The sequence below is a fragment of the Marinobacter sp. G11 genome, assembly GCF_021282325.1.
GTDB classification, from domain to species: Bacteria; Pseudomonadota; Gammaproteobacteria; order Pseudomonadales; family Oleiphilaceae; genus Marinobacter; species Marinobacter vinifirmus.
In genome coordinates this window covers 264,185-288,494 of the sequence record NZ_JAJSPB010000001.1, presented here as the reverse complement: position 1 = coordinate 288,494, position 24,310 = coordinate 264,185, and the positions used below count along the sequence as shown (strand labels likewise).

General features: G+C 59.0%; 24 protein-coding genes, 2 rRNA genes and 1 other RNA gene. 24 read left to right on the top strand and 3 right to left on the bottom strand.

Features of this window, described 5'->3' with window-relative positions:
- From LWH94_RS01360 to LWH94_RS01295, 14 genes are all read left to right on the top strand, one after another.
- Window positions 1-97, top strand: a 23S ribosomal RNA gene (locus LWH94_RS01360); the annotation flags it as partial.
- A gap of 94 nt (window positions 98-191) precedes the next feature.
- A 5S ribosomal RNA gene (rrf, locus tag LWH94_RS01355) occupies window positions 192-305 on the top strand.
- Window positions 306-422: 117 nt separating this feature from the next.
- Window positions 423-1,973: a 2-isopropylmalate synthase gene (locus LWH94_RS01350; RefSeq protein ID WP_232900907.1), complete on the top strand. Its 1,551-nt coding sequence runs from the start codon at window positions 423-425 to the stop codon at window positions 1,971-1,973.
- Window positions 1,974-2,014: 41 nt separating this feature from the next.
- Window positions 2,015-2,791: a hypothetical protein gene (locus tag LWH94_RS01345; protein WP_232900905.1), complete on the top strand. Its 777-nt coding sequence runs from the start codon at window positions 2,015-2,017 to the stop codon at window positions 2,789-2,791.
- Window positions 2,792-2,838: 47 nt separating this feature from the next.
- Window positions 2,839-3,276, top strand: a complete 438-nt coding sequence (gene rimI / locus LWH94_RS01340; protein ID WP_232900904.1) for a ribosomal protein S18-alanine N-acetyltransferase — start codon at window positions 2,839-2,841, stop codon at window positions 3,274-3,276.
- A 61-nt stretch (window positions 3,277-3,337) separates the two neighbouring features.
- Entirely contained in the window at window positions 3,338-4,918 is a 1,581-nt protein-coding gene (gene prfC / locus LWH94_RS01335; RefSeq protein ID WP_058340425.1) for a peptide chain release factor 3, read from the top strand.
- 28 nt (window positions 4,919-4,946) lie between these two features.
- The gene (locus LWH94_RS01330; protein ID WP_232900903.1) at window positions 4,947-5,735 is read left to right on the top strand and encodes a TatD family hydrolase; all 789 of its coding nucleotides are present in this window, start codon (window positions 4,947-4,949) and stop codon (window positions 5,733-5,735) included.
- Window positions 5,736-5,941: 206 nt separating this feature from the next.
- A complete protein-coding gene (rplM, locus tag LWH94_RS01325; RefSeq protein ID WP_022988664.1) occupies window positions 5,942-6,370 on the top strand; it encodes a 50S ribosomal protein L13 in 429 nt (142 codons plus the stop codon).
- A gap of 12 nt (window positions 6,371-6,382) precedes the next feature.
- A complete protein-coding gene (rpsI, locus tag LWH94_RS01320) occupies window positions 6,383-6,775 on the top strand; it encodes a 30S ribosomal protein S9 (RefSeq protein ID WP_022988665.1) in 393 nt (130 codons plus the stop codon).
- Between the two features lie 237 nt (window positions 6,776-7,012).
- Complete coding sequence (gene petA / locus LWH94_RS01315; protein ID WP_094624566.1) at window positions 7,013-7,609, top strand: ubiquinol-cytochrome c reductase iron-sulfur subunit; 597 nt, start codon at window positions 7,013-7,015, stop codon at window positions 7,607-7,609.
- Window positions 7,609-8,841, top strand: coding sequence for a cytochrome b (locus LWH94_RS01310; RefSeq protein WP_022988667.1), 1,233 nt, complete (start codon window positions 7,609-7,611; stop codon window positions 8,839-8,841). The genes petA and LWH94_RS01310 overlap by 1 nt, the downstream gene beginning before the upstream one ends.
- A complete protein-coding gene (locus LWH94_RS01305; RefSeq protein ID WP_232900920.1) occupies window positions 8,841-9,596 on the top strand; it encodes a cytochrome c1 in 756 nt (251 codons plus the stop codon). Before LWH94_RS01310 ends, LWH94_RS01305 begins: the two co-directional genes overlap by 1 nt.
- 106 nt (window positions 9,597-9,702) lie before the next feature.
- Window positions 9,703-10,332 carry a glutathione S-transferase N-terminal domain-containing protein gene (locus LWH94_RS01300; protein WP_022988669.1) on the top strand — a complete coding sequence of 210 codons (630 nt, stop codon included), beginning with the start codon at window positions 9,703-9,705 and terminating at the stop codon, window positions 10,330-10,332.
- 56 nt (window positions 10,333-10,388) lie between these two features.
- On the top strand, window positions 10,389-10,793 hold the full coding sequence (locus LWH94_RS01295; RefSeq protein WP_227498303.1) for a ClpXP protease specificity-enhancing factor: 405 nt from the start codon (window positions 10,389-10,391) through the stop codon (window positions 10,791-10,793).
- Between the two features lie 58 nt (window positions 10,794-10,851).
- On the opposite strand, the gene LWH94_RS01290 is transcribed toward LWH94_RS01295, so the two are convergent.
- Genes LWH94_RS01290 through LWH94_RS01280 form a run of 3 tightly spaced genes read right to left on the bottom strand, consistent with a single transcriptional unit; the run spans window position 10,852 to window position 13,682 of the window.
- Window positions 10,852-11,442: an SIS domain-containing protein gene (locus tag LWH94_RS01290; RefSeq protein ID WP_232900902.1), complete on the bottom strand. Its 591-nt coding sequence runs from the start codon at window positions 11,440-11,442 to the stop codon at window positions 10,852-10,854.
- 9 nt (window positions 11,443-11,451) lie between these two features.
- Complete coding sequence (locus LWH94_RS01285) at window positions 11,452-11,817, bottom strand: YraN family protein (RefSeq protein ID WP_199457466.1); 366 nt, start codon at window positions 11,815-11,817, stop codon at window positions 11,452-11,454.
- A gap of 11 nt (window positions 11,818-11,828) precedes the next feature.
- Window positions 11,829-13,682: a penicillin-binding protein activator gene (locus LWH94_RS01280; RefSeq protein WP_232900901.1), complete on the bottom strand. Its 1,854-nt coding sequence runs from the start codon at window positions 13,680-13,682 to the stop codon at window positions 11,829-11,831.
- Window positions 13,683-13,826: 144 nt separating this feature from the next.
- On the opposite strand from LWH94_RS01280, the gene rsmI reads away from it, so the two are divergent.
- From rsmI to murD, 10 genes are all read left to right on the top strand, one after another.
- Window positions 13,827-14,699 (top strand): 16S rRNA (cytidine(1402)-2'-O)-methyltransferase, encoded by an 873-nt coding sequence (gene rsmI / locus LWH94_RS01275; protein ID WP_232900899.1) that lies wholly within the window; start codon window positions 13,827-13,829, stop codon window positions 14,697-14,699.
- Between the two features lie 39 nt (window positions 14,700-14,738).
- Window positions 14,739-15,089, top strand: an RNA gene (rnpB, locus tag LWH94_RS01270) — RNase P RNA component class A.
- A 306-nt stretch (window positions 15,090-15,395) separates the two neighbouring features.
- Window positions 15,396-15,848, top strand: coding sequence for a division/cell wall cluster transcriptional repressor MraZ (gene mraZ, locus LWH94_RS01265; RefSeq protein WP_058340417.1), 453 nt, complete (start codon window positions 15,396-15,398; stop codon window positions 15,846-15,848).
- Window positions 15,845-16,801 carry a 16S rRNA (cytosine(1402)-N(4))-methyltransferase RsmH gene (gene rsmH / locus LWH94_RS01260; protein WP_232900897.1) on the top strand — a complete coding sequence of 319 codons (957 nt, stop codon included), beginning with the start codon at window positions 15,845-15,847 and terminating at the stop codon, window positions 16,799-16,801. Before mraZ ends, rsmH begins: the two co-directional genes overlap by 4 nt.
- A 26-nt stretch (window positions 16,802-16,827) precedes the next feature.
- Complete coding sequence (gene ftsL / locus LWH94_RS01255; RefSeq protein WP_232900895.1) at window positions 16,828-17,232, top strand: cell division protein FtsL; 405 nt, start codon at window positions 16,828-16,830, stop codon at window positions 17,230-17,232.
- 30 nt (window positions 17,233-17,262) lie between these two features.
- Window positions 17,263-18,999, top strand: a complete 1,737-nt coding sequence (locus tag LWH94_RS01250) for a peptidoglycan D,D-transpeptidase FtsI family protein (protein ID WP_232900894.1) — start codon at window positions 17,263-17,265, stop codon at window positions 18,997-18,999.
- A 4-nt stretch (window positions 19,000-19,003) separates the two neighbouring features.
- Window positions 19,004-20,488: a UDP-N-acetylmuramoyl-L-alanyl-D-glutamate--2,6-diaminopimelate ligase gene (locus LWH94_RS01245; RefSeq protein WP_232900893.1), complete on the top strand. Its 1,485-nt coding sequence runs from the start codon at window positions 19,004-19,006 to the stop codon at window positions 20,486-20,488.
- Complete coding sequence (locus LWH94_RS01240; RefSeq protein WP_232900891.1) at window positions 20,485-21,882, top strand: UDP-N-acetylmuramoyl-tripeptide--D-alanyl-D-alanine ligase; 1,398 nt, start codon at window positions 20,485-20,487, stop codon at window positions 21,880-21,882. Before LWH94_RS01245 ends, LWH94_RS01240 begins: the two co-directional genes overlap by 4 nt.
- Window positions 21,867-22,952: a phospho-N-acetylmuramoyl-pentapeptide-transferase gene (gene mraY / locus LWH94_RS01235; RefSeq protein WP_058340412.1), complete on the top strand. Its 1,086-nt coding sequence runs from the start codon at window positions 21,867-21,869 to the stop codon at window positions 22,950-22,952. The genes LWH94_RS01240 and mraY overlap by 16 nt, the downstream gene beginning before the upstream one ends.
- A 15-nt stretch (window positions 22,953-22,967) precedes the next feature.
- Entirely contained in the window at window positions 22,968-24,308 is a 1,341-nt protein-coding gene (murD, locus tag LWH94_RS01230; RefSeq protein WP_232900889.1) for a UDP-N-acetylmuramoyl-L-alanine--D-glutamate ligase, read from the top strand.
- Window positions 24,309-24,310 lie beyond the last annotated feature (2 nt).

The window sequence follows — 24,310 nt, the reverse complement described above, 5'->3', positions numbered from 1 at the left end:
GAAGAGCCGTTCAAGACCAGGACGTTGATAGGCTGGGTGTGTAAGCGCTGCGAGGCGTTGAGCTAACCAGTACTAATTGCTCGTGCGGCTTGACTATATAACACCCAAGACAATTGCGGATAACGCAGAGCGAAAGCTTAAGAAATCGATATCACGTTTTATCTCGTCCTTCCCAGTGATCATCCGTTTTGCCTGACGACCATAGCGGTCTGGAACCACCTGATCCCATCCCGAACTCAGACGTGAAACAGACCAGCGCCGATGGTAGTGTGGTTCGCCCATGTGAGAGTAGGTCATCGTCAGGCTCTTAATACCAAAACCCCCGACAGCGTTGCTGCCGGGGGTTTTTTCATTTCAGGCCCGGGAGAAGTGATATACTGCCTCCCATCAACCACATCCAAGTTTCTGACGGGAGCCCTTCGATGGCGGCAAGCGATCATCTGGTCATTTTCGATACCACTCTCCGGGATGGCGAGCAAAGCCCCGGCGCCACCATGAACAAGAACGAAAAGCTTCGTATTGCCAAGGTGCTGGAAAAGCTCCGGGTGGATGTGATCGAAGCGGGTTTCGCGATTGCCAGCCAGGGTGACTTCGAGGCGGTGAAGGCCATTGCTGAGACCATCAAGGATTCCACCGTTTGCAGTCTGGCCCGTGCCCTCGATAAAGACATTGATCGGGCAGCAGAGGCTATCCGGCCCGCAGCCAGTGGTCGTATCCATACCTTTATCGCAACCTCGCCTATCCATATGCAGCACAAACTGCAAATGCAGCCAGACGAAGTGGTAGAGCAGGCGGTACGGGCAGTAAAGCGTGCCCGTAGCCATGTGGATGATGTGGAGTTCTCCTGCGAAGACGCCGGGCGTTCCGAGCTGGACTTCCTGTGTCGTATTATTGAAGCGGCCATCGATGCCGGTGCAACCACCATCAACATTCCGGACACCGTTGGCTATGCCATTCCGGAACAGTTTGGTGAAACCATTCGCCAGTTGCTCAATCGTATCCCTAACGCCGATAAAGCTATTTTCTCGGTGCACTGCCATAACGACCTGGGGCTTGCCGTAGCCAACTCCCTGGCAGCGGTCAGTAGCGGTGCACGCCAGGTTGAGTGCACCATCAACGGTCTGGGCGAGCGTGCCGGTAACGCCTCGCTGGAAGAAATCGTGATGGCGGTACGTACCCGGCAGGATCTGTTCCATATCGACACCCGGATTGATGCCCAGCACATTGTTCCGGCGTCTCGCCTGGTATCCACCATTACCGGTTTCCCGGTTCAGCCGAACAAGGCAATTGTGGGTGCGAATGCCTTTGCCCATGAGTCCGGTATTCACCAGGACGGCGTGCTCAAGCATCGCGAGACCTACGAGATCATGCGTGCCCAGGACGTAGGCTGGCACACCAACAGCCTGGTGCTGGGCAAGCACTCGGGCCGCAATGCTTTCCGTACCCGCTTGCTTGAGCTGGGTATCCAGTTCGAGACCGAAACCGAACTGAACGAAGCGTTCACCCGGTTCAAGGCGCTGGCCGACCTCAAGCACGAGATCTTCGATGAAGATCTTCAGGCAATTGCCAGCGACACCAAGCAGAAAGAAGAGATCGGTCGCTACGGGCTGGTATGCATGCAGGTTTGCTCCGAGACCGGCGTAGTGCCCAAGGCAAAGCTTACCCTTACCGTAGATGGCGATGAACACACGGTCGAGGCGGAAGGTAGCGGTCCCGTGGATGCCACCTTCAAGGCGATCGAGTCCCTAGTGGATTCTGGCTGTAACCTACAGCTGTATTCGGTCAACAACATTACCAGCGGTACCGATGCCCAGGGGGAGGTGACCGTGCGCCTTGAGCGGGGTGGTCGAATCGTTAATGGTGTGGGTTCCGATACCGATATCATTATCGCCTCTGCCAAGGCCTACATCGAAGCCCTGAACCTCATTGCCGCAGGCGGTATCCGGCAGCATCCCCAGGTGGCGGATGTCTGAATCGGGTATGAGTGCGCTATTCAGGTCCATCGGAGACTGATGTGATTCAGACCGAAGCCGAGCGCCAGTTCTATCTGGGCATGTCGGGCATACGCATGTGGTATGCCCGCGATCCCCTTCCCGGTGCTGCGCCAAGTCCCGATTACGATTTCGGGGTGCAGGAGCCGGAAGCGGTTGCTGTGCCTGAAGTCCCGGTTATTCCGGCTGCTCCGCGTGCACGACGTGCAGACCCGGAGCAGGCTTCCCTTAACCGGGACAAGATTGCCCGCCTGCAAAGCTTGATGGAGCCGTCAGCGAAGGCCCCGGCGAGCGTGGGCGCAGAGTCGCCTGTCAGCCCGGCTGAGGCGCCAGCCCCCGGGGTAGAGGCTATTGAGCCTGAACCTGTGCCAGCAGAGCCGGTCACGGTCGCTGAGGATGTGCCACGGCTTAATCTCAAGGCCTGGACCGGACGGCGGGTTACCCTGATTGCCGAATTGTCTGAAGACTCCAGTCTGGCGCTGCAGGAAACCCTCGCCCGAAATATTCTTCGCAGCCTTGGCGAGGATGCCTGCAAGGCTTCTGATTCCTTGCACTGGCCCTTGTTCAATAACCTCAAGGTGAGCCTCAATGGCGCTGAACACCTTGCTGTGGCCCTTGAAGCGCTGTTCGGAGGCCTGTCCGGGCAGAAGGTTGTTGTCCTGGGGAAAGTGGGCGACTGGTATAACCAGGCACTGGGGCGGGAGCCGGAGGTTGTTTTCGAGACGTCCCTGGCCACCCTTGCCACCGATCCGGAGCGCAAGCGCAAGTTGTGGCACCTGATCAAGCCCCTGAAAGCCTGAGCACTGCCGTGGGTAAACCATCAGTCCTTCTTCGCCCTGACAGCGCAGTGATACGAACACTGGCGTCAGAAGACATGGCACAGGTGATGGAGCTGGAGCGCCTCGGGCATTCGCACCCGTGGTCAGAAGGTATTTTCCGGGACTGCTTCAAAGACGGCTACCGGCTCTGGGCCCTGGAGCAGGATCACCGGGTTCTGGGGTTTGCCGTGATCAACTACCTGTTCGATGAAGCCCATTTGCTGAATATTTGTGTTCATCCGCAATTGCGCGGTCAGGGCGCCGGGCGCCAGTTACTGCAGCACGCGCTGGCAGAATCCGTCAAAGACGGCATGGTCTGCATGATCCTGGAAGTGCGGGACAGCAACCGGGCGGCGATAGAACTCTATGCCGGTGAAGGTTTCAGGGAAATAGGCCGCCGGCGAGGCTACTATCCCGACGGTCCCGGCCGTGAAGATGCCCGAGTCATGGCTTTACGGTTCACCTGAGCCCACTCTGGCCCGTATAATAGCTCGTTTTTCAACCATACCATTCAGGTTTCCGATTTCTATGTCTAACCTTTCCCAGGAAGTGGCCAAGCGCCGCACCTTCGCGATTATCTCGCACCCGGACGCCGGTAAAACCACCATTACCGAGAAAGTCCTGCTGTTCGGCCAGGCTCTCCAGAAAGCAGGTACCGTAAAGGGTAAAAAATCCGGCCAGCATGCCAAGTCTGACTGGATGGAGATGGAGAAGGAGCGGGGCATCTCGGTAACCACCTCGGTGATGCAGTTTCCCTACGGTGGCAAGCTGGTGAACCTGCTGGACACCCCGGGCCACGAAGACTTCTCTGAGGACACTTACCGGACGCTGACCGCCGTAGACTCCTGCCTGATGGTTATCGACAGTGCCAAGGGCGTAGAGGAACGGACCATCAAGCTGATGGAAGTTACCCGGCTGCGTGATACGCCTATCCTCACGTTCATGAACAAGCTGGACCGGGATACCCGGGATCCGATCGAGCTGATGGACGAGGTGGAAGACGTTCTGAAAATCGCCTGCGCGCCGATCACCTGGCCGATCGGCATGGGCAAAGGCTTCAAGGGCGTTTACCACCTGCTGCGTGACGAGGTGATTCTGTACCAGTCTGGCCAGGGTCACACGATTCAGGAAAAGCGCATTATCAAAGGGCTGGATAGTCCGGAACTGGATGAGGCCATCGGAAGCTATGCCAGTGACCTGCGGGACGAGATCGAACTGGTGAAAGGTGCTTCCCACGAGTTCGACCAGGAAGCATTCCTGGCCGGTGAACTGACCCCGGTCTTTTTCGGTACGGCGCTGGGTAACTTTGGTGTGGACCACATGCTGGACGGCCTGGTGGAGTGGGCACCGACCCCGCAACCCCGTGAGACCGATCAGAGAGTGGTTCAGCCCACGGAAGACGGTTTCTCCGGCTTCGTGTTCAAGATCCAGGCCAACATGGACCCGCAGCATCGCGATCGCATTGCCTTCGTTCGCATTGTTTCCGGCAGCTACAATCAGGGTATGAAAGCCCGCCATGTGCGCATCGGTAAGGAGGTAAGGTTCTCCGATGCGCTGACGTTTATGGCCGGCGACCGGGAGCATGCCGAAGAAGCCTTTGCCGGCGATATCATCGGCCTGCACAACCACGGCACCATCCAGCTGGGTGATACCTTCACCGCCGGCGAAGACATGAAGTTTACCGGCATTCCGAACTTTGCGCCGGAACTGTTCCGTCGGATTCGCCTGAAGGATCCGCTTAAGGCCAAGCAGCTGCAGAAAGGTTTGATCCAGCTGTCGGAAGAGGGTGCCGTACAGGTGTTCCGGCCGATGCGTAACAACGACCTGATCGTTGGGGCCGTTGGTGTGCTGCAGTTTGATGTGGTGGTAGCCCGCCTGAAGAGCGAGTACAAGGTTGAGGCTATTTACGAACCGATTAATGTGGCGACAGCCCGGTGGGTGACCTGCTCTGACGACCGCAAACTGGACGAGTTCCAGCGCAAGAACCAGGACAACGTGGCCCTGGACGGCGCCGACCGCCTTGCCTACATCGCGCCGACCATGGTGAACCTGAACCTGGCCCAGGAGCGGTACCCGGACGTCGAGTTCCACAAAACCCGGGAGCATTGAGCCCATCGCTCCCGAAGCTGAGGTGACCATGAGGCTGGTAGATGCCCATTGCCATTTCGACTTTCCGCGTTTCGACGGGGTTCGGGAGCAGGAGCTGGCCGCAGCCGCAAAGGGCGGGGTCAGGGCCCTGGTGGTGCCGGGGGTGCGCAGGGCCGACTGGGATCGTGTTCAGGCGTTGGCGAACCCGGCGCGCGGGATCTGGTATTGCCTGGGTATTCATCCGTGGTTTGTGGAAGAACACACAGAGGCTGACCTCGAGTTGCTCGGGCAACGGTTGGACAGTCACCCCGTTGGCTGTATTGGCGTGGGTGAATGCGGGCTGGACGGCCTGAAGGGTAGCTTTGAAAAACAGCTGCCCTGGTTTCGCGCCCAGATACAGCTGGCCACCCGGCCCGACTATCCCCTGGTGATCCACTCGGTGAAAGCCCACGACCAGGTCCATGCTGCCCTGCGGGCTGAGCGATGGCAGGGCAGGGCGCTGGTGCACGGTTTCTCTGGCAGTTACCAGCAGGCCAGTAAGTTGGTGGACCTGGGGTGTTATATCGGCGTCGGGGGTGTGATTACCCACGACCGGGCCCGGAAAACCCGGGATGCCATAGCCCGGCTGCCGGCAGAAGCCCTGGTGCTGGAAACCGACGCGCCGGATATGGCGCCGGCCGGCGTTGAGAAAGGAATGAATAGCCCGGCTTGCTTACCGGCGATACTGGATTGCCTGGCCCGGTTGCGGGGGCAGGATGCGGAGGCCCTGGCGGAAGTGTTGCTGGCGAATGTGAGTCGCCTTTACGGGCGTTCGGAAAGCGTCCTTGCTCCATCGTGATAGGGGTTTAACGAAACACAGATAGGCAGGGTTGGCATTCCTGGTGGGTTCGAGTATACTTCGCGCCCTGGCTTTTCAAGGCGATGTCACTATCTCAGCCCCGAATGGTGTCAACGTCAACATACAGGTATGAACCTCCTCCGGATGCCTTGCATTTACCGGTGGTGGTTTTTAACGTTTCTTATATAGCGTTCAAGGCGGAATCAATGAAGACTCTGAGTGCGAAACCAGAAACAGTAAAACGTGACTGGTACGTTGTAGACGCAGCCGGCAAGACGCTGGGTCGTCTGTCAACCGAAATCGCCCTTCGTCTGCGGGGCAAGCATAAGCCTGAGTATACCCCTCACGTGGACACTGGCGACTACATCATTGTTATCAATGCCAGCCAGGTGAAGGTTACCGGCAAAAAGGCATCAGCAAAGATGTATTACAGCCATACCGGCTTTCCGGGTGGAATCAAATCCATCAACTTCGAGAAGCTGGTTGACAAGGCTCCCGAGCAAATCATTCAGAAGGCCGTAAAAGGCATGCTTCCGAAAGGCCCGCTCGGCCGTGCCATGTTCAAGAAGCTGAAAGTGTACGCAGGCGCTGAGCATGCTCATGCCGCCCAGCAGCCCAAAGAACTCGACATCTAACGGAAGGCGAATATGTCTGTAGCACAAAATTACGGTACTGGTCGCCGCAAATCATCCACGGCTCGCGTCTTTATCAAGCCGGGTAGCGGTAACATCTCTATCAACGGTCGCACCATCGAAGATTTCTTCGGTCGTGAAACTCTTCGGATGATCGTTCGTCAGCCGCTGGTGGTTGCCGAGTCTGAAGATCGTTTCGATATCACTATCACTGTTAAGGGTGGTGGTATCAGTGGCCAGGCTGGCGCAATTCGCCACGGCCTGACCCGCGCCCTGATGGAATACGACGAAACTCTGCGCCCGTCCCTGCGCAAAGCGGGTTATGTCACCCGTGATGCACGTAAGGTTGAGCGTAAGAAAGTGGGTCTGCGTAAAGCGCGTAAGCGTCCGCAGTACTCCAAGCGTTAATTGGCAGTTCCTGCCGATGGAAAACCCGGTCTTATGGCCGGGTTTTTTTATGCCCGGCTGACGGAAATATTTTTGATCTGGCGCAGGGATAAGGCAGGCCAGCCGCCATTCCGGCTTGTAAGCGGTGGGTAATTTCATTACCATTTCAGCGCTTACATTTTCGGGTTGTGAAGTCCTTTTCGAAGCGCAGAGTCGGGTTTTCCGCATCTGTGCCTCGCCTGATGGGAGAAAACCATAATGAGTAATGGCGACGTGAGCCAAGGCCGGCGCCGATTTCTGATCGGTGCCACGTCTGTGGTAGGTGGTGTCGGCGTCGTCGGTGCAGCCGTTCCTTTCGTAGCGTCCTGGAATCCCAGTGCGAAAGCGGAAGCAGCGGGTGCACCGGTAACCGTCAACATCGACAAGATTGAACCAGGCCAGCAGATCACCGTGGAGTGGCGCGGAAAGCCGGTGTGGATTATCCGGCGTACCCCTGAGATGCTCGAGAATATCGAGAAACTCAGTCCACGATTGAAAGATCCCGAGTCTACAGCAACCAGCCAGCAGCCGGAGTATATCAGTGGGTCTACGCGCTCCCTGAAGCCGGAGTTTATTGTGCTTGTGGGAATCTGTACTCACCTGGGCTGTGTGCCGACCTACCGTCCGGAAGTGGCTCCGGCGGATCTGGGCGACGAGTGGCTGGGCGGCCTGTTCTGTCCGTGTCACGGTTCCAAGTTCGATTTGTCGGGCCGGGTATTCTCCGGGCAGCCGGCTCCTCTGAACCTGGAGGTTCCGCCTTACCGGTATGACAGCGACACGACCATGACCGTTGGTCTTGATCCGGAGGCAGCGTGATGCAGAAACTTCTGAATTGGGTAGATGAGCGTCTGCCGGTTGTCGACGCCTGGAACAAACACCTGGCGAAGTACTATGCGCCGAAGAACTTCAACATGTGGTACTTCTTCGGTTCCCTGGCCATGCTCGTACTGGTTAACCAGCTGGTTACCGGTATCTGGCTGACCATGAGCTACAACCCGTCTGCGGAAGGCGCCTTCGCTTCCGTTGAATACATCATGCGTGATGTGGAGTGGGGCTGGCTGTTGCGCTACCTGCACTCAACCGGTGCCTCTGCGTTCTTCGTGGTGGTCTACCTGCATATGTTCCGGGGACTGATGTACGGCTCGTACCAGAAGCCGCGCGAGCTGATCTGGATCTTCGGTATGCTGATCTACCTGGTGCTGATGGCTGAAGCCTTCATGGGCTACCTGCTGCCCTGGGGTCAGATGTCCTACTGGGGTGCCCAGGTTATCGTTAACCTGTTTGGTGCCATCCCGGTTATCGGTGAAGACCTGTCTCTGTGGATTCGTGGTGACTACCTGATCTCCGGTATTACCCTGAACCGCTTCTTCGCACTGCACGTGGTTGCCCTGCCGATCGTCCTGCTGGGCCTGGTTGTCCTGCACATCCTGGCGCTGCACGAAGTTGGTTCCAACAACCCTGACGGTATCGAGATCAAGAAGAACAAGGACGAAAACGGTATTCCGAAAGACGGTATCCCGTTCCACCCGTACTACACCGTGCATGACCTGCTGGGTGTGGCGGTATTCTTCTTCATCTTCTTCATTGTTGTGTTCTTCTTCCCGGAAATGGGCGGCCTGTTCCTCGAGAAGCCGAACTTCGAGCCGGCTAACAACCTGAAGACGCCTGCGCACATTGCGCCGGTATGGTACTTCACACCGTTCTACGCCATGCTGCGTGCGGTCACGGTTGACCTGTTCGGCCTGGATGCGAAGTTCTGGGGTGTTGTAGTAATGGGTGCGGCCATCGCTATCCTGTTCGTGCTGCCATGGCTCGACAGAAGCCCGGTTCGCTCTATTCGCTACAAGGGCTGGTTGAGCAAAATCGCACTGGCTATCTTTGCGGTGAGCTTCATCATCCTTGGCTACCTGGGTATTGTTCCGGCAACGGAAGGTCGTACTACGGCTGCGCAGATTCTGACCGCCCTGTACTTCCTGTACTTTATCCTCATGCCGTTCTACACACGCATGGAGAAAACCAAGCCAGTTCCAGAAAGGGTGACAGGATGATGAGAAAGCTTATTTTTGGTCTCGTTTTCGCCATCCTGCCGGCCATCGGCCTGGCAGCTGGTGTCGCGGTTCCTCTTGACCCGATGGAGCCGGATCATACCAACAAGGAATCCCTGCAGCGTGGTGCGGCACTGTTCACCAACTACTGCATGGGTTGCCACTCCATGGAGTACGCCCGCTACAAGCGCGTGTCGGATGACCTGGAGATCCCTGCCCAGTTGTTCGAGGAGAACCTGATTTTCACCGGTGCCAAGATCGGTGAACTGATGAAGAACTCCATGAACAAGGACATGGCTGCTGACTGGTTCGGTGCTCCGCCACCCGACCTGACGCTGGAAACCCGTGTGCGTGGCGAGTCCTGGGTATATTCCTACCTGCGTGGCTTCTACAAGGACGAGACCCGTCCGCTGGGCGTGAACAACGCAGTGTTCGACCTGGTGGGCATGCCCCACGTAATGGTTGACCTGCAGGGTCTGTGTGCGGTCAAGCCGAACATCGGTGTAGGCGCCTCGGTAGAGCCGCTCAGTGGCAACATCAACAATGGTGATGTCTGCCCCGAGTACGCCATCGAAGGCAGCATGTCCGGTGCTGAATTCGACCAGGCTATGTGGGACCTGACCAACTTCATGTCTTACATGGGTGACCCGGTAAAAGTAGAGCGCGAGCGGTTGGGGATTTTTGTCCTGATCTTTGTGGTGATCTTCTTCATCTTCGCGTACCTGCTTAACCGCGAGTACTGGAAAGACGTACATTAAGATTTAGGGTATAATCCCGGATCCTGAATTCCAGCGGGCCCAGTCGGGTCCGCTGGTTTTTGCGTTTTCTGGATTGTTTCGGTTTGTAGAATCGTGAGGTAGCTATATGGGCGTTGTGACCAAGCGGTCATCAATGACATTCTTTTCAGATCCAGCCAGTCATTACAGCCATCGCGTGCGTATTGTCCTGGCCGAGAAGGGTGTTACCGTTGACATTGTGGATGTGGATCCGGATAACCCGCCGGCTGAGCTGGCAGACCTGAATCCGTACAACGCCTTGCCGACCCTGGTGGATCGTGACCTGGTTCTGTACGAGCCGAATATCATGATGGAATACCTGGACGAGCGTTTCCCGCATCCGCCGCTGCTTCCTGTGTATCCGGTCGCCCGGGCTAACAGCCGGCTGATGATTCACCGCATCCAGAAAGACTGGTGCAGGCTGGTGGATCAGATCCTGGCGCAGCCCACCGGCAAGGCGGCTGACGCAGCCCGCAAAGAGCTGAAAGAAAGCCTGCTGGCTACCGGCCCGTTGTTCGCCGAGATGCCGTTCTTCCTGTCCGAAGAGTTCACTATCGTGGATTGCTGTATCGCTCCGATCCTTTGGCGCCTGCCGGCGCTGGGCATCGAGATGAACGAGAAGCAGGCCAAGCCTCTTCAGAAATACATGGACAGCATCTTCGCCCGGGAAGGTTTCAAGGCCAGCCTTTCTGACCTGGAAGAAGATATTCGCAGCTGATTGTCAGCCCCCGGAGCCGGGGCAGGAGTGGTTGAGTGTCGGATATGAGTATTGCCATGACATCCAGCCGGCCTTATCTGGTCCGGTCGTTGAATGAGTGGATTCTGGATAACGACTGCACGCCCTACATTGTGGTTGATGCGGGTGTGCAGGGTGTTCAGGTGCCTACCGAGCATGTGGCCAACGGCCAGATCGTTCTGAACATCAGCCCCGGTGCAGTTCGGGGCCTGGTGATCGGAAACGGCGCGCTGGAGTTCAGCGCCCGCTTTGGCGGTGTACCCATGCAGGTGTTTATTCCGCTGCAGGCGGTCATGGCCATCTATGCCAAGGAAAACGGCGAGGGAATGGTGTTCGGCAGCGAACCCGGCTCTCCTGATCCTGAGGGTAACGATGATGCGGGCCAGTCCAGGCGGGCAGATGAGCGCCCGAGTGGCCGGCCTACACTGAAGGTGGTCAAGTAAGCCTGAAGATGGTTGTGCAATGATGCGAAAAGCCGGATGGAGACATCCGGCTTTTTTCTTAGCCGCCGAAAAGCTTATGGTCGATCAGGTCGCACAGGGCGTTGATGATCACCAGGAGCAGGGGCATGGCTTCATGGGGCGCCAGGTCGTTCAAGGCGATTTCATGGTCTTCCGGGTGCATCAGGGAGGAAATATCGGATTTTTCCCGGGCGCTGAGTACAACCACGCTCATTTCCCGGTCATGGGCCGCCTGGATGGCCTGGATCAGGTTGGCTTTGTGGCCGTCATCGACCACCACAAACAGCAGGTCTCCGGGTTTGCCGACGGCTCTTACCTGCCTGGAGAAGGTGTCGTTGAACCGGTTATCCCGGCAGATGGCAGAGTAGGTGGTGGCATCCGCCCCCAGGTTTATCGCGGGAAGGGCCGGGCGCTCCTGGTCAAAGCGTGATAGCAGAGCGGTGCAGAAATACTGGGCCACCACGTTGGCGTTGCCGTTGGCGCAGGCGACAATCTTGCCATCCTGCAACAGGGTATTTACAAAGGCGTCCGCCACCTGTTCGATGGCCGGGGCTGCGTGGCTGGCGGCCTGGGCTGTTTGCTCCATGTGGCTGGCAAACCACTGGTTAATCTTCTGTTCGGTATCGTTCATGCTGTTGAATCAATCTGCCTGAATTGCGTTTCGGATCCATTGTACCCGGTATTTGCTGGTGGAACCCGGTGATATGCCAACCACGTCGATGCGAGTGGGGCTGTCCCAGAGACCCTGGCGGTGCAGGTAAAAAGCGGCGGCTTTAACGAGTCGTTTCTGCTTTTGCCAGGTGATGGAGCTTGCCGGGTCGACCAGGCTGTCGGTTTTGCGAAAGCGGACTTCGAAAAATACCAGCACGCCGTCATCCATGCCGATCAGGTCAATCTCGCCACCACGGTTGTAGACGTTGCGCTCGAGGATGCGTACGCCGCGACTCATCAGGTAGCGGGCAGCCACGCCTTCATAGTGATTTCCGCGTTGTCTTGAGCCTTCCATGGCCTTCCTGTTTAGTTGAAGGTTTCGCCTTCAGTGCCCGGCGGTTCCTGTTCAGGTGTTTCCAGGAGTTCCGGCTGGCCGTTACGGATCCGTGCCCAGAGCTGTTTGCGGTGGATGGCACCGTCCGGGGTCATGCTCAGCTCGCCGGTCTGGCCGTCAATAGTGGCGTCGCTGACTTGCTGCAACAGAGGCAGTCGCTTGCTCAGTTGCCATGCATCGGCCCCCATGGCGAACAGGCGGCCCAGCTGGCCGCGGGTGCCACTCAGGTATTGCTGCGCCTGTTCCCGCAGCGGGTTATCTTCCGCCAGGACCCAGGGGATGTCGGTAAAGTTCACATTGTTAATGTCGCGATCCTTGCCCGGGTCCGGCTCACCGCCGTAGATGATGGACGGAGCGTAGACCGGCAGGTCGCCGCCATAGTAGAAGGCAAACAGGGGGTTGAACTGGCGGGCAATGGTCGGTGTGGCGACCAGTACGATACCCTGTGCGTCTTGCCGGCGCCGTGGCTCAAATTCGACGTTCAGGCCAATGGTGCGCTCTACCGCAATGGCCCGATTGCGCGAGGTGGTAATGCCGAGCAGGTCGGCGGTAACTTGCCTGAAGTTGTCTTCCGGGAAAAAGCGTTCGATATTCAGGGCGCGAAGTCCGTGGGTCTGCGCCCGGGTTCTGAGAGCTGCTTCTACCCGGTCGCCCCATTCACCATGGGGGATCAGCACGAGTACCTGGCGGACGTTGTCTTCGGCGAGTTTGTCGGCAATCTGGCGCGCTTCGTCTTCTGCGGACAGGCCGAACTGGTAGAGGCCCGCAGGTTTGCGGCTATCGCCGGGCAGGTAGTTCAGCCCCAGTACCGGAACCGGCAGGGTGTTCATGCTGGAAAGTTCGGCCAGTCCTTCTTTTTCCAGGGGGCCGACGATCAGGTCTGCGTTGGTTTCGGAAAGCTGCTGGTAGAGTTCCCGGAAAGAGCCGGCGCTGGTATCCACAATGCGGATATCGGTCTTGCTGCGGTCGGCACTGTCGTCGCTGTAGTAGGCGGCCAGGAAGCCATCACGGATGGCTTTGCCGGCTGTGGCGAGTTGCCCGTCCAGCGGCAGTGCCAGTACCAGGTGTTCAGGGCGCGATGTTGCCAGATCAGCCAGCAGGGCCAGTTTTTCCGGAAGCATCTGCGCGGCCGGGTGGCCGGGCCAGTTATTCTGCCACTGGCGGATCAGGCGCCCCTGGTTATCCAGGTCAATGTCCGGGTCTTGCAGGGTGTTGGCAAGTTCCAGCCAGCCTTCGATTTCAAAGCCCATGGCGTTATCTGCGGCCTGTCCGAGCTGGTCCGAAGAGGCATTTTTCAGGTAGTTCCAGATTTCGTTATGCAGCTGTTGCGGGTCAGAGCTGCTGTCGGTCTGGGCCAGCAGGATCAGCGTCAGTGCCGCCGGCAGAGGCTTGCCGGCGAGGGCCTGGGTGCGGGCCTGGAGCGTAGCGGCACGGGCCATGGTTTCGTTCGGATAGCCCAGGAAGTCATCGGCCTTGCTGTTGGCCGTCAGTTCGGTGGCCCAGTCGGTATCTTCCAGTTCCAGGGCGCTGGCCATGGCCTGCAGCCGGTACTGGTTTTCCAGTTCCGGAACCGGATTGGCCATCTGTTCACTGCGTAGCAGAAGGCGGGCGTCTTCATGGTTGCCGCTGTTCTGGTAGCGGCTGGCGATTCTCAGCAGGTAGCGCTGGGCAACCATCTGGTTGCTTTCATCGCTCGCCATGGCAAGAGCCTGTTCCGGGGATTCGGCAATGTGGCTGTCGAGATTGACGGTGGCGCAACCGCCGGTCAGTAGCAGAATGAGGGCTAGCAGGGCGAAAGCCGGTTTGTGGCTGCAGTGTCTGATCATGGCAGGCTCGGTCGTCTCCGGATTAATGGGCTTGTGATGCCGCTGTTTCGGTGGCAAGTTTACCAGCTCCCGGCATAATTCACATGACGTGACTGTCATCGGGCCGGTGTCCCGGCAGTTGTTGCCCCTTTAACGGAGTTTTCTATGTCCAGTTCAGAGCGTTCGCCCGATCAGTCCGGTGGCGTGCTTTCTATTGTCGCTACGCCTATCGGTAACCTTGATGATCTCTCTGAACGGGCCCGGCAGGTGCTGGCAAGTGCAGACCTGGTGGCGGCCGAGGACACCCGGCACAGTGGTCGATTGCTGCAGCACCTGGGTATCAGCAGGCCAATGATGGCGCTGCACGATCACAACGAGCGTGGCCGCGTGGAGAGGGTGCTCGAGGTACTGGGGCAGGGCCAGAAAGTGGCCTTGATTTCCGATGCCGGGACGCCGCTGATTTCCGACCCCGGCTATGTGGTGGTTCGGGAAGCCCGCGCCGCCGGCTACCGTGTAACGCCCATTCCGGGGCCTTGCGCCCTGATTGCCGGCTTGTCGGCTGCCGGTTTGCCGACAGACCGGTTCCTGTTTGCCGGATTTTTGCCCGCCAAGCGGGCCGGGCGCCAGGCAGCGTTGGAGCAGCTGCGAAAGGAGCCGGCCACGCTGGTGTTCTATGAATCTCCCCACCGGATTTCCGACCTGATGCAGGATATGGTCGAGGTGTTTGGTGCCGGTCGGGAGTGCGTGCTTGGGCGGGAGCTGACCAAGACCTTCGAAACCTTCTACTCTGGCAGTGCGGAAACCGTGCTGGGTGAACTTCAGGCCGACGCCCACGGGGCGAAGGGCGAGTTTGTGGTGATGGTGCGCGGGGCTGATGCCGGCCCGGAGGATGCTGGCTCTTCGGTGGATACCGACAAGTTGCTGGAGCTGCTGATTGCCGAGTTGCCGGTAAAGAAGGCGGCGAAGATTGCGTCGGAGTTGACCGGGCTGGGCAAGAATGAGCTTTACCAGCGAGCACTGGCGCTGAAACCTGATTAAAGCCTTGCATGGCGGTGCCGGCACAGGTATTGTCGGCGCCGAGCTCGCCAGACAGTCGCCGCCGGTTTTACCGGGGGAGGAAAGTCCGGGCTCCGCAGGGCAAGGTGCCAGGTAACGCCTGGGCGGCGCGAGCCGACGGAAAGTGCAACAGAAAGTAAACCGCCTAAGCGCCTTCGGGTGCCGGTAAGGGTGAAATGGTGCGGTAAGAGCGCACCGCGTGGCTGGCAACAGTCCACGGCGATGGTAAACCCCACCTGGAGCAAGACCAAATAGGAATCCGTTGGCGTGGCCCGCGCTGGATTCGGGTAGGTTGCTTGAGGCCTGTGGTGACGCAGGCCCTAGATGAATGACTGTCCAAGACAGAACCCGGCTTATCGGCGAGCTCGCTTTTTTCCCTTCCTGAATGTGATGTTCATCAATCTCACAAAATGGCCTTTATAGCCAAAAAATCTTAAACCTGAAGTTTGCTCTTCAGAGTTATTTGCAGGTGTTTGTTTTTCCTCCTTTTCTTTACCTTTTTTTAACATCCTCGTAACTTTTCGCTCCGTAACTCGTTGTCATTAAAGGGAGTTTTCATGATGTGGTGCCGTTTGCGGCGCTTGCATTGTGTATTGCGTGTTTCTATAGTGTGCGGAAGTGGGAAAAAGTGGTTTACGGTGGTTTTTTGTGGATATCGCACCCTTGGATTCAGCATAAATGAGCAACTTTCTTGGCAGTCATGCCATCAATATGGACGCGAAGGGACGCCTGGCGATCCCGACAAAGCTGCGCGAGGAGCTCGCGCAGCTTTGTGGTGGCCGTATTGTGCTGACTGCCAATGCTGATGAAGAGCGCTGTTTGCTGCTGTATCCGGAACCCGAGTGGGAGCAGCTGCGCCCCAAAATTGAAGCGCTGCCGAATATGAATAAAGCCGCCCGCCGGCTCCAGCGCCTGATTCTTGGTAATGCGGCGCCCATGGAGCTGGACAGTGCCGGCCGTATTCTGGTGCCGCCAACGCTCAGAAGTTACGCACACCTGGAGAAAAAGCTGATGCTGATTGGTCAGGGCAAAAAGCTGGAGCTCTGGAGTGAAGAGCGCTGGTTCGCCTGGCTGGACGAGTCGTCCGGTGACGAAGACATGCCGCCGGAAATGGAGGCGTTGTCGCTATGACGGATAACCAGCAGGAATCCGCAGCAGCCTTCAAACACCGTTCGGTACTGCTCGACGAGGCCGTGGATTACCTGGTCAACGATCCGGCCGGTTGCTATGTGGATGCAACTTTTGGCCGTGGTGGCCACAGCCGTTTGATTCTCGGGCAACTGGGCGAGTCCGGCCAGTTGCTGGGTATTGATAAAGATCCCGAGGCAATTCGCGTAGCCGGGAAGCTGGCAGCGGATGATGCCCGGTTCTCGTGGTTCCACGGTTCCTTCGCGCAGCTCGACGAGGCACTGGCCAGTAAAGAGTGGGCGCAGGTGAATGGTGTGTTGATGGACCTGGGTGTCTCGTCGCCCCAGCTGGACGACGCCAGCCGCGGATTTTCGTTTATGCGCAATGGTCCGCTGGATATGCGCATGAACCCGGAGCAGGAACCCAGCGCATCCCAGTGGCTGGCGACCGCCGACGAAAAAGACATTGCAGACGTGATCTGGCGTTACGGCGAGGAACGTTTTTCCCGTCGTATTGCCCGCCTGGTTGTGGCCCGCCGTCAGGAAGAAGCGATCGAAACCACGCGCCAGCTGGCGGAACTGGTGGCAGAAGCTGTGCCCAAGAAAGAAAAGCACAAGCATCCGGCCACCCGGACCTTCCAGGCGATCCGGATTTTTATCAACCGGGAGCTGGAAGACCTGGAAATCGGACTGAAATCGGCAGTAGACCGGCTGGCTCCGGGTGGCCGGTTGGTGGTCATCAGCTTCCATTCGCTGGAAGACCGGTTGGTTAAGCGGTTTATGAGAGACCTGGCCAAGGGGCCGAAAATTCCCCGGGGTGTCCCGGTTACTGCAGACCAGGAGCAGTCGGGGTTTCGCCTGGTGGGTAAGGCCAGCAAGGCCAATGAGCAGGAAATTGAAGAAAACGTCCGGGCCCGCAGTGCAGTTATGCGGGTTCTGGAACGGGTAGCCAATTAAACGGATTTGAAAGGGAGCGCGACGCCATGGGTGCGGTAGCGATCGAACAACCAGTAAAGACAACCCGGATTACCCGGGAGCGTGTGCGCGATGGCATGGCGACGGCGGTGCGTCTGTCCCGCCAGGTATTCGAGGTAACCCGGGAGCCGAAGGTGGTGATTACCCTCGCCCTGGTGCTGGTGCTGACCGCCTCGGCTATTGGCGTAGTGATCAGCGCCCACCAGAACCGGGAACTGTTCAATACCTTGTCCGGTTTGCAGGAGCAGCGCGACGGCTACCAGCGGGAATGGAGTCAGTTGCTGCTGGAGCAGAGTGCGCTGAGCAATCATGGTCGGGTCGAGAAGCTGGCGGCCCAGCGTTTCAACATGGTGGTGCCAGAGCGTCAGGACATTGTCCTGGTGCCGCTGATGTCCACCGTTGCAGCCAAATAATAGCAACAACAAACTCTTGGGGTGGCTGATTTGTCCAGTCAGGGAAAGCAGGCGACAAGCTGGAAACAGCGGGTGCTGACAGGCCTGAAGGCCTGGCGCTTCGGCACTGTGCTGGGCGTTTTCCTGCTGGTTATGGCTGGCATCAGCTGGCGCCTGGTTGACCTGCAAGTAGTCGACAACGAGTTCCTGCGCCAGCAGGGCGATGTGCGCACCATCCGGGTGGAGTCTATTGACGCCCACCGGGGTGTGGTGGCGGATCGCCATGGCGAGCCGCTGGCGGTGAGTACGCCGGTGCAGACCCTGTGGGCCAACCCCTCGGAAACCGATCCCGAAGATCCCGGCCTTGCGGCACTGGCCAGGGTTATCGGCATGTCTGAAGGCGCACTGCGCCAGCGCCTGCGTGATTACGCGGGGCGTGAGTTCATTTATCTGCGCCGTAAGGTTCAGCCTGCCATGGCCCGCGAAGCGTTAGAGCTGGGCATTGGCGGCATCTACTCACGGCAGGAATATCGTCGTTACTATCCTGCGGGCGAAGTGACTGCTCACATCGTCGGCTTTACCAATATTGATGAAGACGGCCAGGAAGGTATCGAACTGGCGTATAACCAGTGGCTGACCGGTGAGCCAGGCCGCAAGCGCGTACTGAAAGACAATCGCGGTCGGGTGATCAAGGATCTCATGCTGATCCGGGACGCCCGGCCCGGCAAGGACATGGAGCTGAGCATCGACCTGCGCCTGCAGTACCTCGCTTACCGGGAACTCAAGGCCGTGGTCGGTGCCCATAAGGCCCGGGGCGGCACCCTGGTGATGCTGGACGTGAATACCGGCGAAGTGCTGGCGATGGTGAATCAGGGCTCCTACAACCCGAACGACCGTTCCCAGCTGGATCCGGCCAATCTGCGCAACAAGGCCATTACCGATCTGTTTGAGCCGGGCTCCACCATGAAGCCCATCACCGTTGCTGCGGCGCTGGAATCCGGCAAGTACAAACCGGAAACCCTGATTGATACTTCGCCGGGCTACCGGCGTTTTGGCCGTTTTACGATCCGGGATTTTCGTGATTACGGCGCTTTGAGCCTGAACGACATCATTGTGAAATCGAGCAACGTCGGGGTCAGCAAGATCGCCACCGAACTGGGTGGCGATGTACTGAGAAACCTGTATGCGCGCCTGGGCATTGGCCAGGCCACCGGTATCGGTTTCCCGGGTGAGGCAGTCGGTGTGCTGCCGGCCCGTCCGAAATGGCGCCCGGTAGAAGAAGCCACTTTGTCCTACGGCTACGGGCTGAGCGTGAATGCCCTGCAGCTGGCCCAGGCCTATATGGTGCTGGCTAACGGCGGCATTCGTTATCCGGTCAGTTTGCTGAAGCAGGACCAGAAGCCAGAGGGCCACCGCGTGTTGTCCGAAGAGGTAACCCTGGCGGTCAGGAACATGTTGAGGAACGCCGTTGCCAAGGGCACCGGTGGCCGGGCCCAGCCTGGCCTGTATGCCGCTGGTGGCAAAACCGGCACGGTGCACTTGGTGGGTGCCCAGGGCTATGAAGACAGCCAGTACAAGGCCATTTTTGCCGGCATGGCGCCCATTGATGATCCGCGAATCGTAACCGTTGTGGCCGTTGATGCGCCGCAGTCCGGGGAATACTACGGTGGTGAAGTTGCCGCCCCGGTATTTGCCCGGGTTATGGGAGACGCATTGCGACTGCTGAATGTGAAGCCTGAACTGGAAGTGTCCGACGCCAAGGCGACGGCATCCGGAGAGAGAGGTTAACGCCATGTGCATCACATCAATCAGCACTCTGCTTCAGGGCATTGTGGACGTGCCATCGGTCTTTGACGTGACCATCCACGGCCTTCAGACGGACAGCCGGGCGGTACGATCGGGCGACGCCTTTATTGCCCTGGCGGGTTCTGCCACGTCAGCGGAACACTATGTAGATGATGCCATCGCTGCGGGTGCTACCGCAGTGTTGCTGGAAGCCAGTGAACACCGGGAATGCCATGAACGCTCTGGCGCCCTGATTGTTCCGGTTGTCGGCCTGCGCGCCCAGTTGGGGCGCGTTGCCACCCGATTCTTCGAGCATCCGTCCCGGCATTTGCGGCTGATTGGGGTCACCGGTACCAATGGCAAGACTTCCGTAACCCAGTACATCGCCCAGTTGCTGAAAGACACCGGCACCCCGTGCGGCGTGCTGGGTACTCTGGGTTATGGCATGCCGGGCAACCTGATGCCGGCCACCCATACCACGCCGGACGTGGTGCAGGTGAATCGTGTGCTGCATCGCATCCGGGCCGATGGTGGCAGGACTGCGGTGATGGAGGTGTCTTCCCACGCCCTGGATCAGGGCCGGATCGACAAGCTGACCATGACCGGAGCCGTGTTTACCAACCTGACCCGGGACCATCTGGATTACCACGGCACCATGGAAGCATACGGCGAGGCCAAGGCCAGGCTGTTCCAGCGCGAGGAATTGCACTTCTCGGTGATCAATTTTGACGATCCGTTCGGGCGCCAGCTGTATGGCCAGCTTGAAGGGTTGTGTGACCGTGTCCGCTACAGCCTGCACGAGGCGCAGACCGAATTGTGGCTGAAAGAATTTACACCTGAAGCCTCCGGCTTCCGTGCCCTGGTGGATGGCCAGTGGGGCGAGTTTGAGCTGCAGGTGCCGCTGCTGGGCAGCTTTAACGCCAGTAACGTGCTGGCGGCCCTGGCCACCGTGCTCACCCTGGGTGTGCCGCTTGAGCGTGCAGTTGAAGCCAGTTCGCACCTCACGCCGCCTCCAGGCCGGCTTGAGCGTTTCACCGGTGCCGATGGCAAGCATGTGATTGTGGATTACGCACACACCCCGGACGCCCTGGCTAATGCCCTGGCGGCCTTGCGGCCCCATGCGGCAGGCAGGCTGATTTGTGTATTCGGCTGTGGCGGCGACCGGGATGCCGGCAAGCGCCCGGAAATGGCAGCAGAAGCGGAAAAGCGTGCAGATGCGGTGATCGTGACTGACGACAATCCGCGCTCCGAAGATCCGGCGAAGATTGCTGCCGATATTGTGCAGGGCTTTTCTGCAGGTGCCGCGTACCGGGTTATCCATGACCGGGCGGCGGCTATCTCCGAAGCCATTGCCATGGCCGGTCCGGACGACCTGGTGCTGGTGGCCGGAAAGGGCCACGAGGCCTGCCAGGAAGTGGCTGGCCAGAAGCTGCCATTCAGCGATGCCGAGCAGGTGCGCCACCACTTGAACCTCAATGGAGGTGTGGCATGATGCGCGCCTTTTCGCTGGCGGAAGCTCAGGGCTTCCTGCAGGCCACACTGGCCGGCGCGCCGGTGGATGCGGATACGCTCCGCTTTGATGGCGTGTCGACCGATACCCGGGCAGTCAAGCCTGGCCAGTTGTTTGTTGCGCTGCGCGGCGACCGTTTCGATGGCCACAAGTTTCTGGAACAGGCCCGGGCACAGGGTGCGGTGGCTGTAGTGGTGGATACCGCAGACGACTCTGTTGTCATGCCGCAACTGGTGGTGGCTGATACCGTCAATGCCCTGGCGGGCCTGGCGGCAGCGAACCGTAACGAAAGCCGGGCAGCGCTGGTGGCGATTACCGGTAGCAGTGGGAAGACCACAGTCCGGCAGATGACCTCCGCCATTCTGGCTCAGATGGGCGCTACCCTCGCGACAGAGGGCAACCTGAACAACCACATCGGGGTTCCGCTGACTCTGTTCCGGCTGGAGCCTGCGCATCGTTACGGTGCCATTGAGCTGGGTGCCAGCGGGTTGGGCGAGATTGCCCACACAGTGAACATCGTTCGCCCGCAGGTGGTCATTCTGACCAACGCCGGGCAGGCGCACCTGGAAGGCTTCGGCAGTTACCAGAATATTGTGCAGGCCAAGGGCGAGATTATTGATGGTGTGGCTGCCGACGGAGCAGTCGTGCTGAACCGGGACGACCCGGCGTTCGACCAGTGGTTGCAGCGGGCCGGATCGAAGCGGGTCGTGAGTGTTTCCCGCATGGATCACCCGCAAGCGGATTACCGCGCCCGGGCAGCAATCCAGGCAGACCAGTCCCTGGCGCTGGAGATTGACGGCCCTGACGGCTGGCATTGCAGCCTGGTACTGCCGCTGCCGGGTGAACACAATATTACCAATGCACTGCTGGCGCTGGCGGCATGCCGGGAGCTGGGTGCGACCGGGCAGCAGCTCTTACACGGGCTGAGCGGTGTGCAACCGGTAAAAGGGCGGTTGCAGGTACTGAAGCTGACCGACGATTTCACAGTGATCGACGACAGCTATAACGCCAATCCCGCGTCCATGAAGGCGGCGCTGGATGTCCTGGCGGCCTGTCCGGGTACCCGGGTGGCCGTATTCGGCGCCATGGCTGAGCTGGGTGAAGGCGCTGAGGCGCTGCACCAGGAAGTAGGCGCCCACGCCCGGGCAAAGGGTATCGAACGCCTGTTGGCGGTGGGTGCCGGTAGCGAAGGCTACGCCCGGGGTTTCGGAACAAATGCCGAGCAGGTCCAGAGCCATGAACAGGCGATGGAGGCCATTCTGAATGGCCGGCAGGGAAATACCACTGTACTGGTGAAAGGTTCTCGCAGTTCCGCCATGGATCGCGTGGTGGAGGGAATTCAGAAAAAGGTGACAAACACATGCTGCTCTGGCTGACAGAGATACTATCGCAATACTTTTCATCACTGACGGTGTTTCAGTACCTGACCCTGCGCGCCATTCTGGGTGTGCTGACGGCGCTGCTGATCTCGCTGCTGATCGGCCCGGTGATGATCCGGAAACTCAGCCAGTACCAGATTGGCCAGGCGGTTCGGGATGATGGCCCGCAAACCCACCTGAGCAAAGCAGGCACCCCCACCATGGGCGGCGCGCTGATTCTGGTGGCTATCGCGATTTCCACCCTGCTGTGGGCAGACCTGAGCAACCGCTATGTCTGGATTGTACTGCTGGTCACCTTGTTGTTCGGTGCCATTGGCTGGGTAGACGACTACCGCAAGGTGGTGGAGCGTAATCCGCGCGGCCTGCCGGGCCGCTGGAAGTATTTCTGGCAGTCGGTGATTGGTGCCGCGGCGGCGGTAGGGCTGTATTTCAGCTCCTCATTGCCCCAGGAAACGTCCCTGTACCTGCCGTTCCTGAAAGATGTGTCCATCACCCTGGGGCCGGTGATGTTCATTCTGCTGACCTACTTTGTGATTGTCGGCAGCAGTAACGCGGTGAACCTGACAGACGGCCTCGACGGCCTGGCGATTATGCCTACGGTGATGGTGGCCAGCGCCCTGGCCATCTTCGCGTATGTGTCCGGCCATGCCCAATTCGCCAACTACTTGCTGATTCCGCATCTGCCGGGAACCGGCGAGCTGATTGTGTTCTGTTGTGCCCTGGTGGGCGCGGGCCTGGGTTTCCTCTGGTTCAACACCTATCCGGCCCAGGTATTTATGGGTGATGTAGGTGCGCTCGCCTTGGGGGCGGCCCTGGGTGTGGTGGCTGTGATCGTCCGCCAGGAAATCGTGTTGTTCATCATGGGTGGTGTGTTTGTGATGGAAACCATCTCGGTGATCCTGCAGGTGGCATCGTTCCGCCTGACCGGCCGCCGGATTTTCCGGATGGCACCGTTGCACCACCATTTCGAGCTTAAGGGCTGGCCCGAGCCGCGAGTCATCGTGCGCTTCTGGGTCATTACCGTGGTCCTGGTCCTGGTTGGCCTGGCCAGTCTGAAAATCCGATAGGAAGTTGCTACGGCTATGAGTGTCATTGTTTCGGATCGTCGCACATTGGTAGTAGGGCTCGGTAAAACCGGGCTCTCCTGCGTGCGCTATCTGTCTGGAACAGGCAGGGACATTGCCGTGGCTGACAGCCGGAGTAACCCGCCGGGGCTGGATGAGCTGAAGGCCGGCTGGCCGGATGTGCCGGTGTACCTGGGCGATTTTGATGAAGAGCTGTTTGCCCGTTTTAACGAACTGGTGGTCAGCCCGGGCATCAGCGTTGCCGAGCCCGCCATTGCCGGTGCCGCGCAGAAAGGCGCAGTGATTCGCGGTGACATCGACCTGTTTGCGGAAGCCGCAGACGCACCGGTCATCGCCATTACCGGTTCTAACGGTAAAACCACGGTGACTACCCTGGTGGGCGAAATGGCGAAGGCGGCCGGCCGCAAGGTTCAGGTAGGCGGCAATATCGGTACCCCGGCCCTGGACCTGCTGGATCAGGGCGCCGATCTGTATGTGTTGGAACTGTCCAGCTTCCAGTTGGAAACCACGGCGGAACTGAATGCGCAGGCTGCCACCGTGCTGAACGTCAGTGACGATCATATGGACCGTTACCCGGACAAAATGGCGTATTTCCAGGCCAAGCAGCGGATCTATCGCGGCTGCCGCAATGCCATCGTGAATCTGGACGATGCCCTGAGCACGCCGATGGCCCGGGATAACCTGAGATTTCTGTGTTTCGGTTTTAACCGGGTGAATCCGGAAACCTTCAGCACCCGGGATGACGAACGGGGCACCTGGATTACTTTCGGCTTCGACAACCTGCTGCTGGCCAGCGACCTGAAACTGATGGGTCTGCACAACATCAGTAATGTGATGGCTGCGCTGGCTCTGGGCCACGCCGCCGGCCTGGCGATGGAACCGATGCTGCAGGTGGCACGTGAGTTCCGTGGCTTGCCTCATCGTTGCGAGTTTATCCGGCAGCTGGGCGGCGTGGATTACATCAACGATTCCAAGGGTACCAACGTGGGTGCCACGGTTGCCGCCATTGAAAGCCTGGCCCCCGAGCAGGGCAAGGTGGTGCTGATTGCCGGCGGTGATGGCAAAGGTGCTGATTTCCAGCCGTTGGCGCAGCCAGTGGCACAGCATTGCCGGGCGGTGGTGCTGATTGGCCGTGATGCACCGGCGATTGCCGCCGCCTTGCCGGAAGACGTGGTAACGGTGATGGCGAGCAGTTTTGAGCGGGCGGTGTCTGATGCCCGGGAAATGGCCCATGAGGGCGACCGGGTCTTGTTATCGCCGGCTTGCGCCAGCTTCGACATGTTCCGGGATTACAACGATCGGGGTGATCAGTTCCGCACCCTGGTGGAGGCACTGTGATG

Bases quoted from the DNA above. Each gene is read 5' to 3' on its own strand.
- LWH94_RS01350 (WP_232900907.1), top strand. From the start codon at position 423: ATGGCGGCAAGCGATCATCTGGTCATTTTCGATACCACTCTCCGGGAT.
- LWH94_RS01245 (WP_232900893.1), top strand. From the start codon at position 19,004: ATGTGCATCACATCAATCAGCACTCTGCTTCAGGGCATTGTGGACGTG.
- LWH94_RS01310 (WP_022988667.1), top strand. From the start codon at position 7,609: ATGCAGAAACTTCTGAATTGGGTAGATGAGCGTCTGCCGGTTGTCGAC.
- petA (WP_094624566.1), top strand. From the start codon at position 7,013: ATGAGTAATGGCGACGTGAGCCAAGGCCGGCGCCGATTTCTGATCGGT.
- rplM (WP_022988664.1), top strand. From the start codon at position 5,942: ATGAAGACTCTGAGTGCGAAACCAGAAACAGTAAAACGTGACTGGTAC.
- LWH94_RS01295 (WP_227498303.1), top strand. From the start codon at position 10,389: ATGACATCCAGCCGGCCTTATCTGGTCCGGTCGTTGAATGAGTGGATT.
- LWH94_RS01240 (WP_232900891.1), top strand. From the start codon at position 20,485: ATGATGCGCGCCTTTTCGCTGGCGGAAGCTCAGGGCTTCCTGCAGGCC.
- mraZ (WP_058340417.1), top strand. From the start codon at position 15,396: ATGAGCAACTTTCTTGGCAGTCATGCCATCAATATGGACGCGAAGGGA.
- murD (WP_232900889.1), top strand. From the start codon at position 22,968: ATGAGTGTCATTGTTTCGGATCGTCGCACATTGGTAGTAGGGCTCGGT.
- LWH94_RS01330 (WP_232900903.1), top strand. From the start codon at position 4,947: ATGAGGCTGGTAGATGCCCATTGCCATTTCGACTTTCCGCGTTTCGAC.
- mraY (WP_058340412.1), top strand. From the start codon at position 21,867: ATGCTGCTCTGGCTGACAGAGATACTATCGCAATACTTTTCATCACTG.
- LWH94_RS01305 (WP_232900920.1), top strand. From the start codon at position 8,841: ATGAGAAAGCTTATTTTTGGTCTCGTTTTCGCCATCCTGCCGGCCATC.
- rpsI (WP_022988665.1), top strand. From the start codon at position 6,383: ATGTCTGTAGCACAAAATTACGGTACTGGTCGCCGCAAATCATCCACG.
- LWH94_RS01280 (WP_232900901.1), bottom strand. From the start codon at position 13,682: ATGATCAGACACTGCAGCCACAAACCGGCTTTCGCCCTGCTAGCCCTC.
- rsmI (WP_232900899.1), top strand. From the start codon at position 13,827: ATGTCCAGTTCAGAGCGTTCGCCCGATCAGTCCGGTGGCGTGCTTTCT.
- ftsL (WP_232900895.1), top strand. From the start codon at position 16,828: ATGGGTGCGGTAGCGATCGAACAACCAGTAAAGACAACCCGGATTACC.
- LWH94_RS01300 (WP_022988669.1), top strand. From the start codon at position 9,703: ATGGGCGTTGTGACCAAGCGGTCATCAATGACATTCTTTTCAGATCCA.
- rsmH (WP_232900897.1), top strand. From the start codon at position 15,845: ATGACGGATAACCAGCAGGAATCCGCAGCAGCCTTCAAACACCGTTCG.
- prfC (WP_058340425.1), top strand. From the start codon at position 3,338: ATGTCTAACCTTTCCCAGGAAGTGGCCAAGCGCCGCACCTTCGCGATT.
- LWH94_RS01285 (WP_199457466.1), bottom strand. From the start codon at position 11,817: ATGGAAGGCTCAAGACAACGCGGAAATCACTATGAAGGCGTGGCTGCC.
- LWH94_RS01290 (WP_232900902.1), bottom strand. From the start codon at position 11,442: ATGAACGATACCGAACAGAAGATTAACCAGTGGTTTGCCAGCCACATG.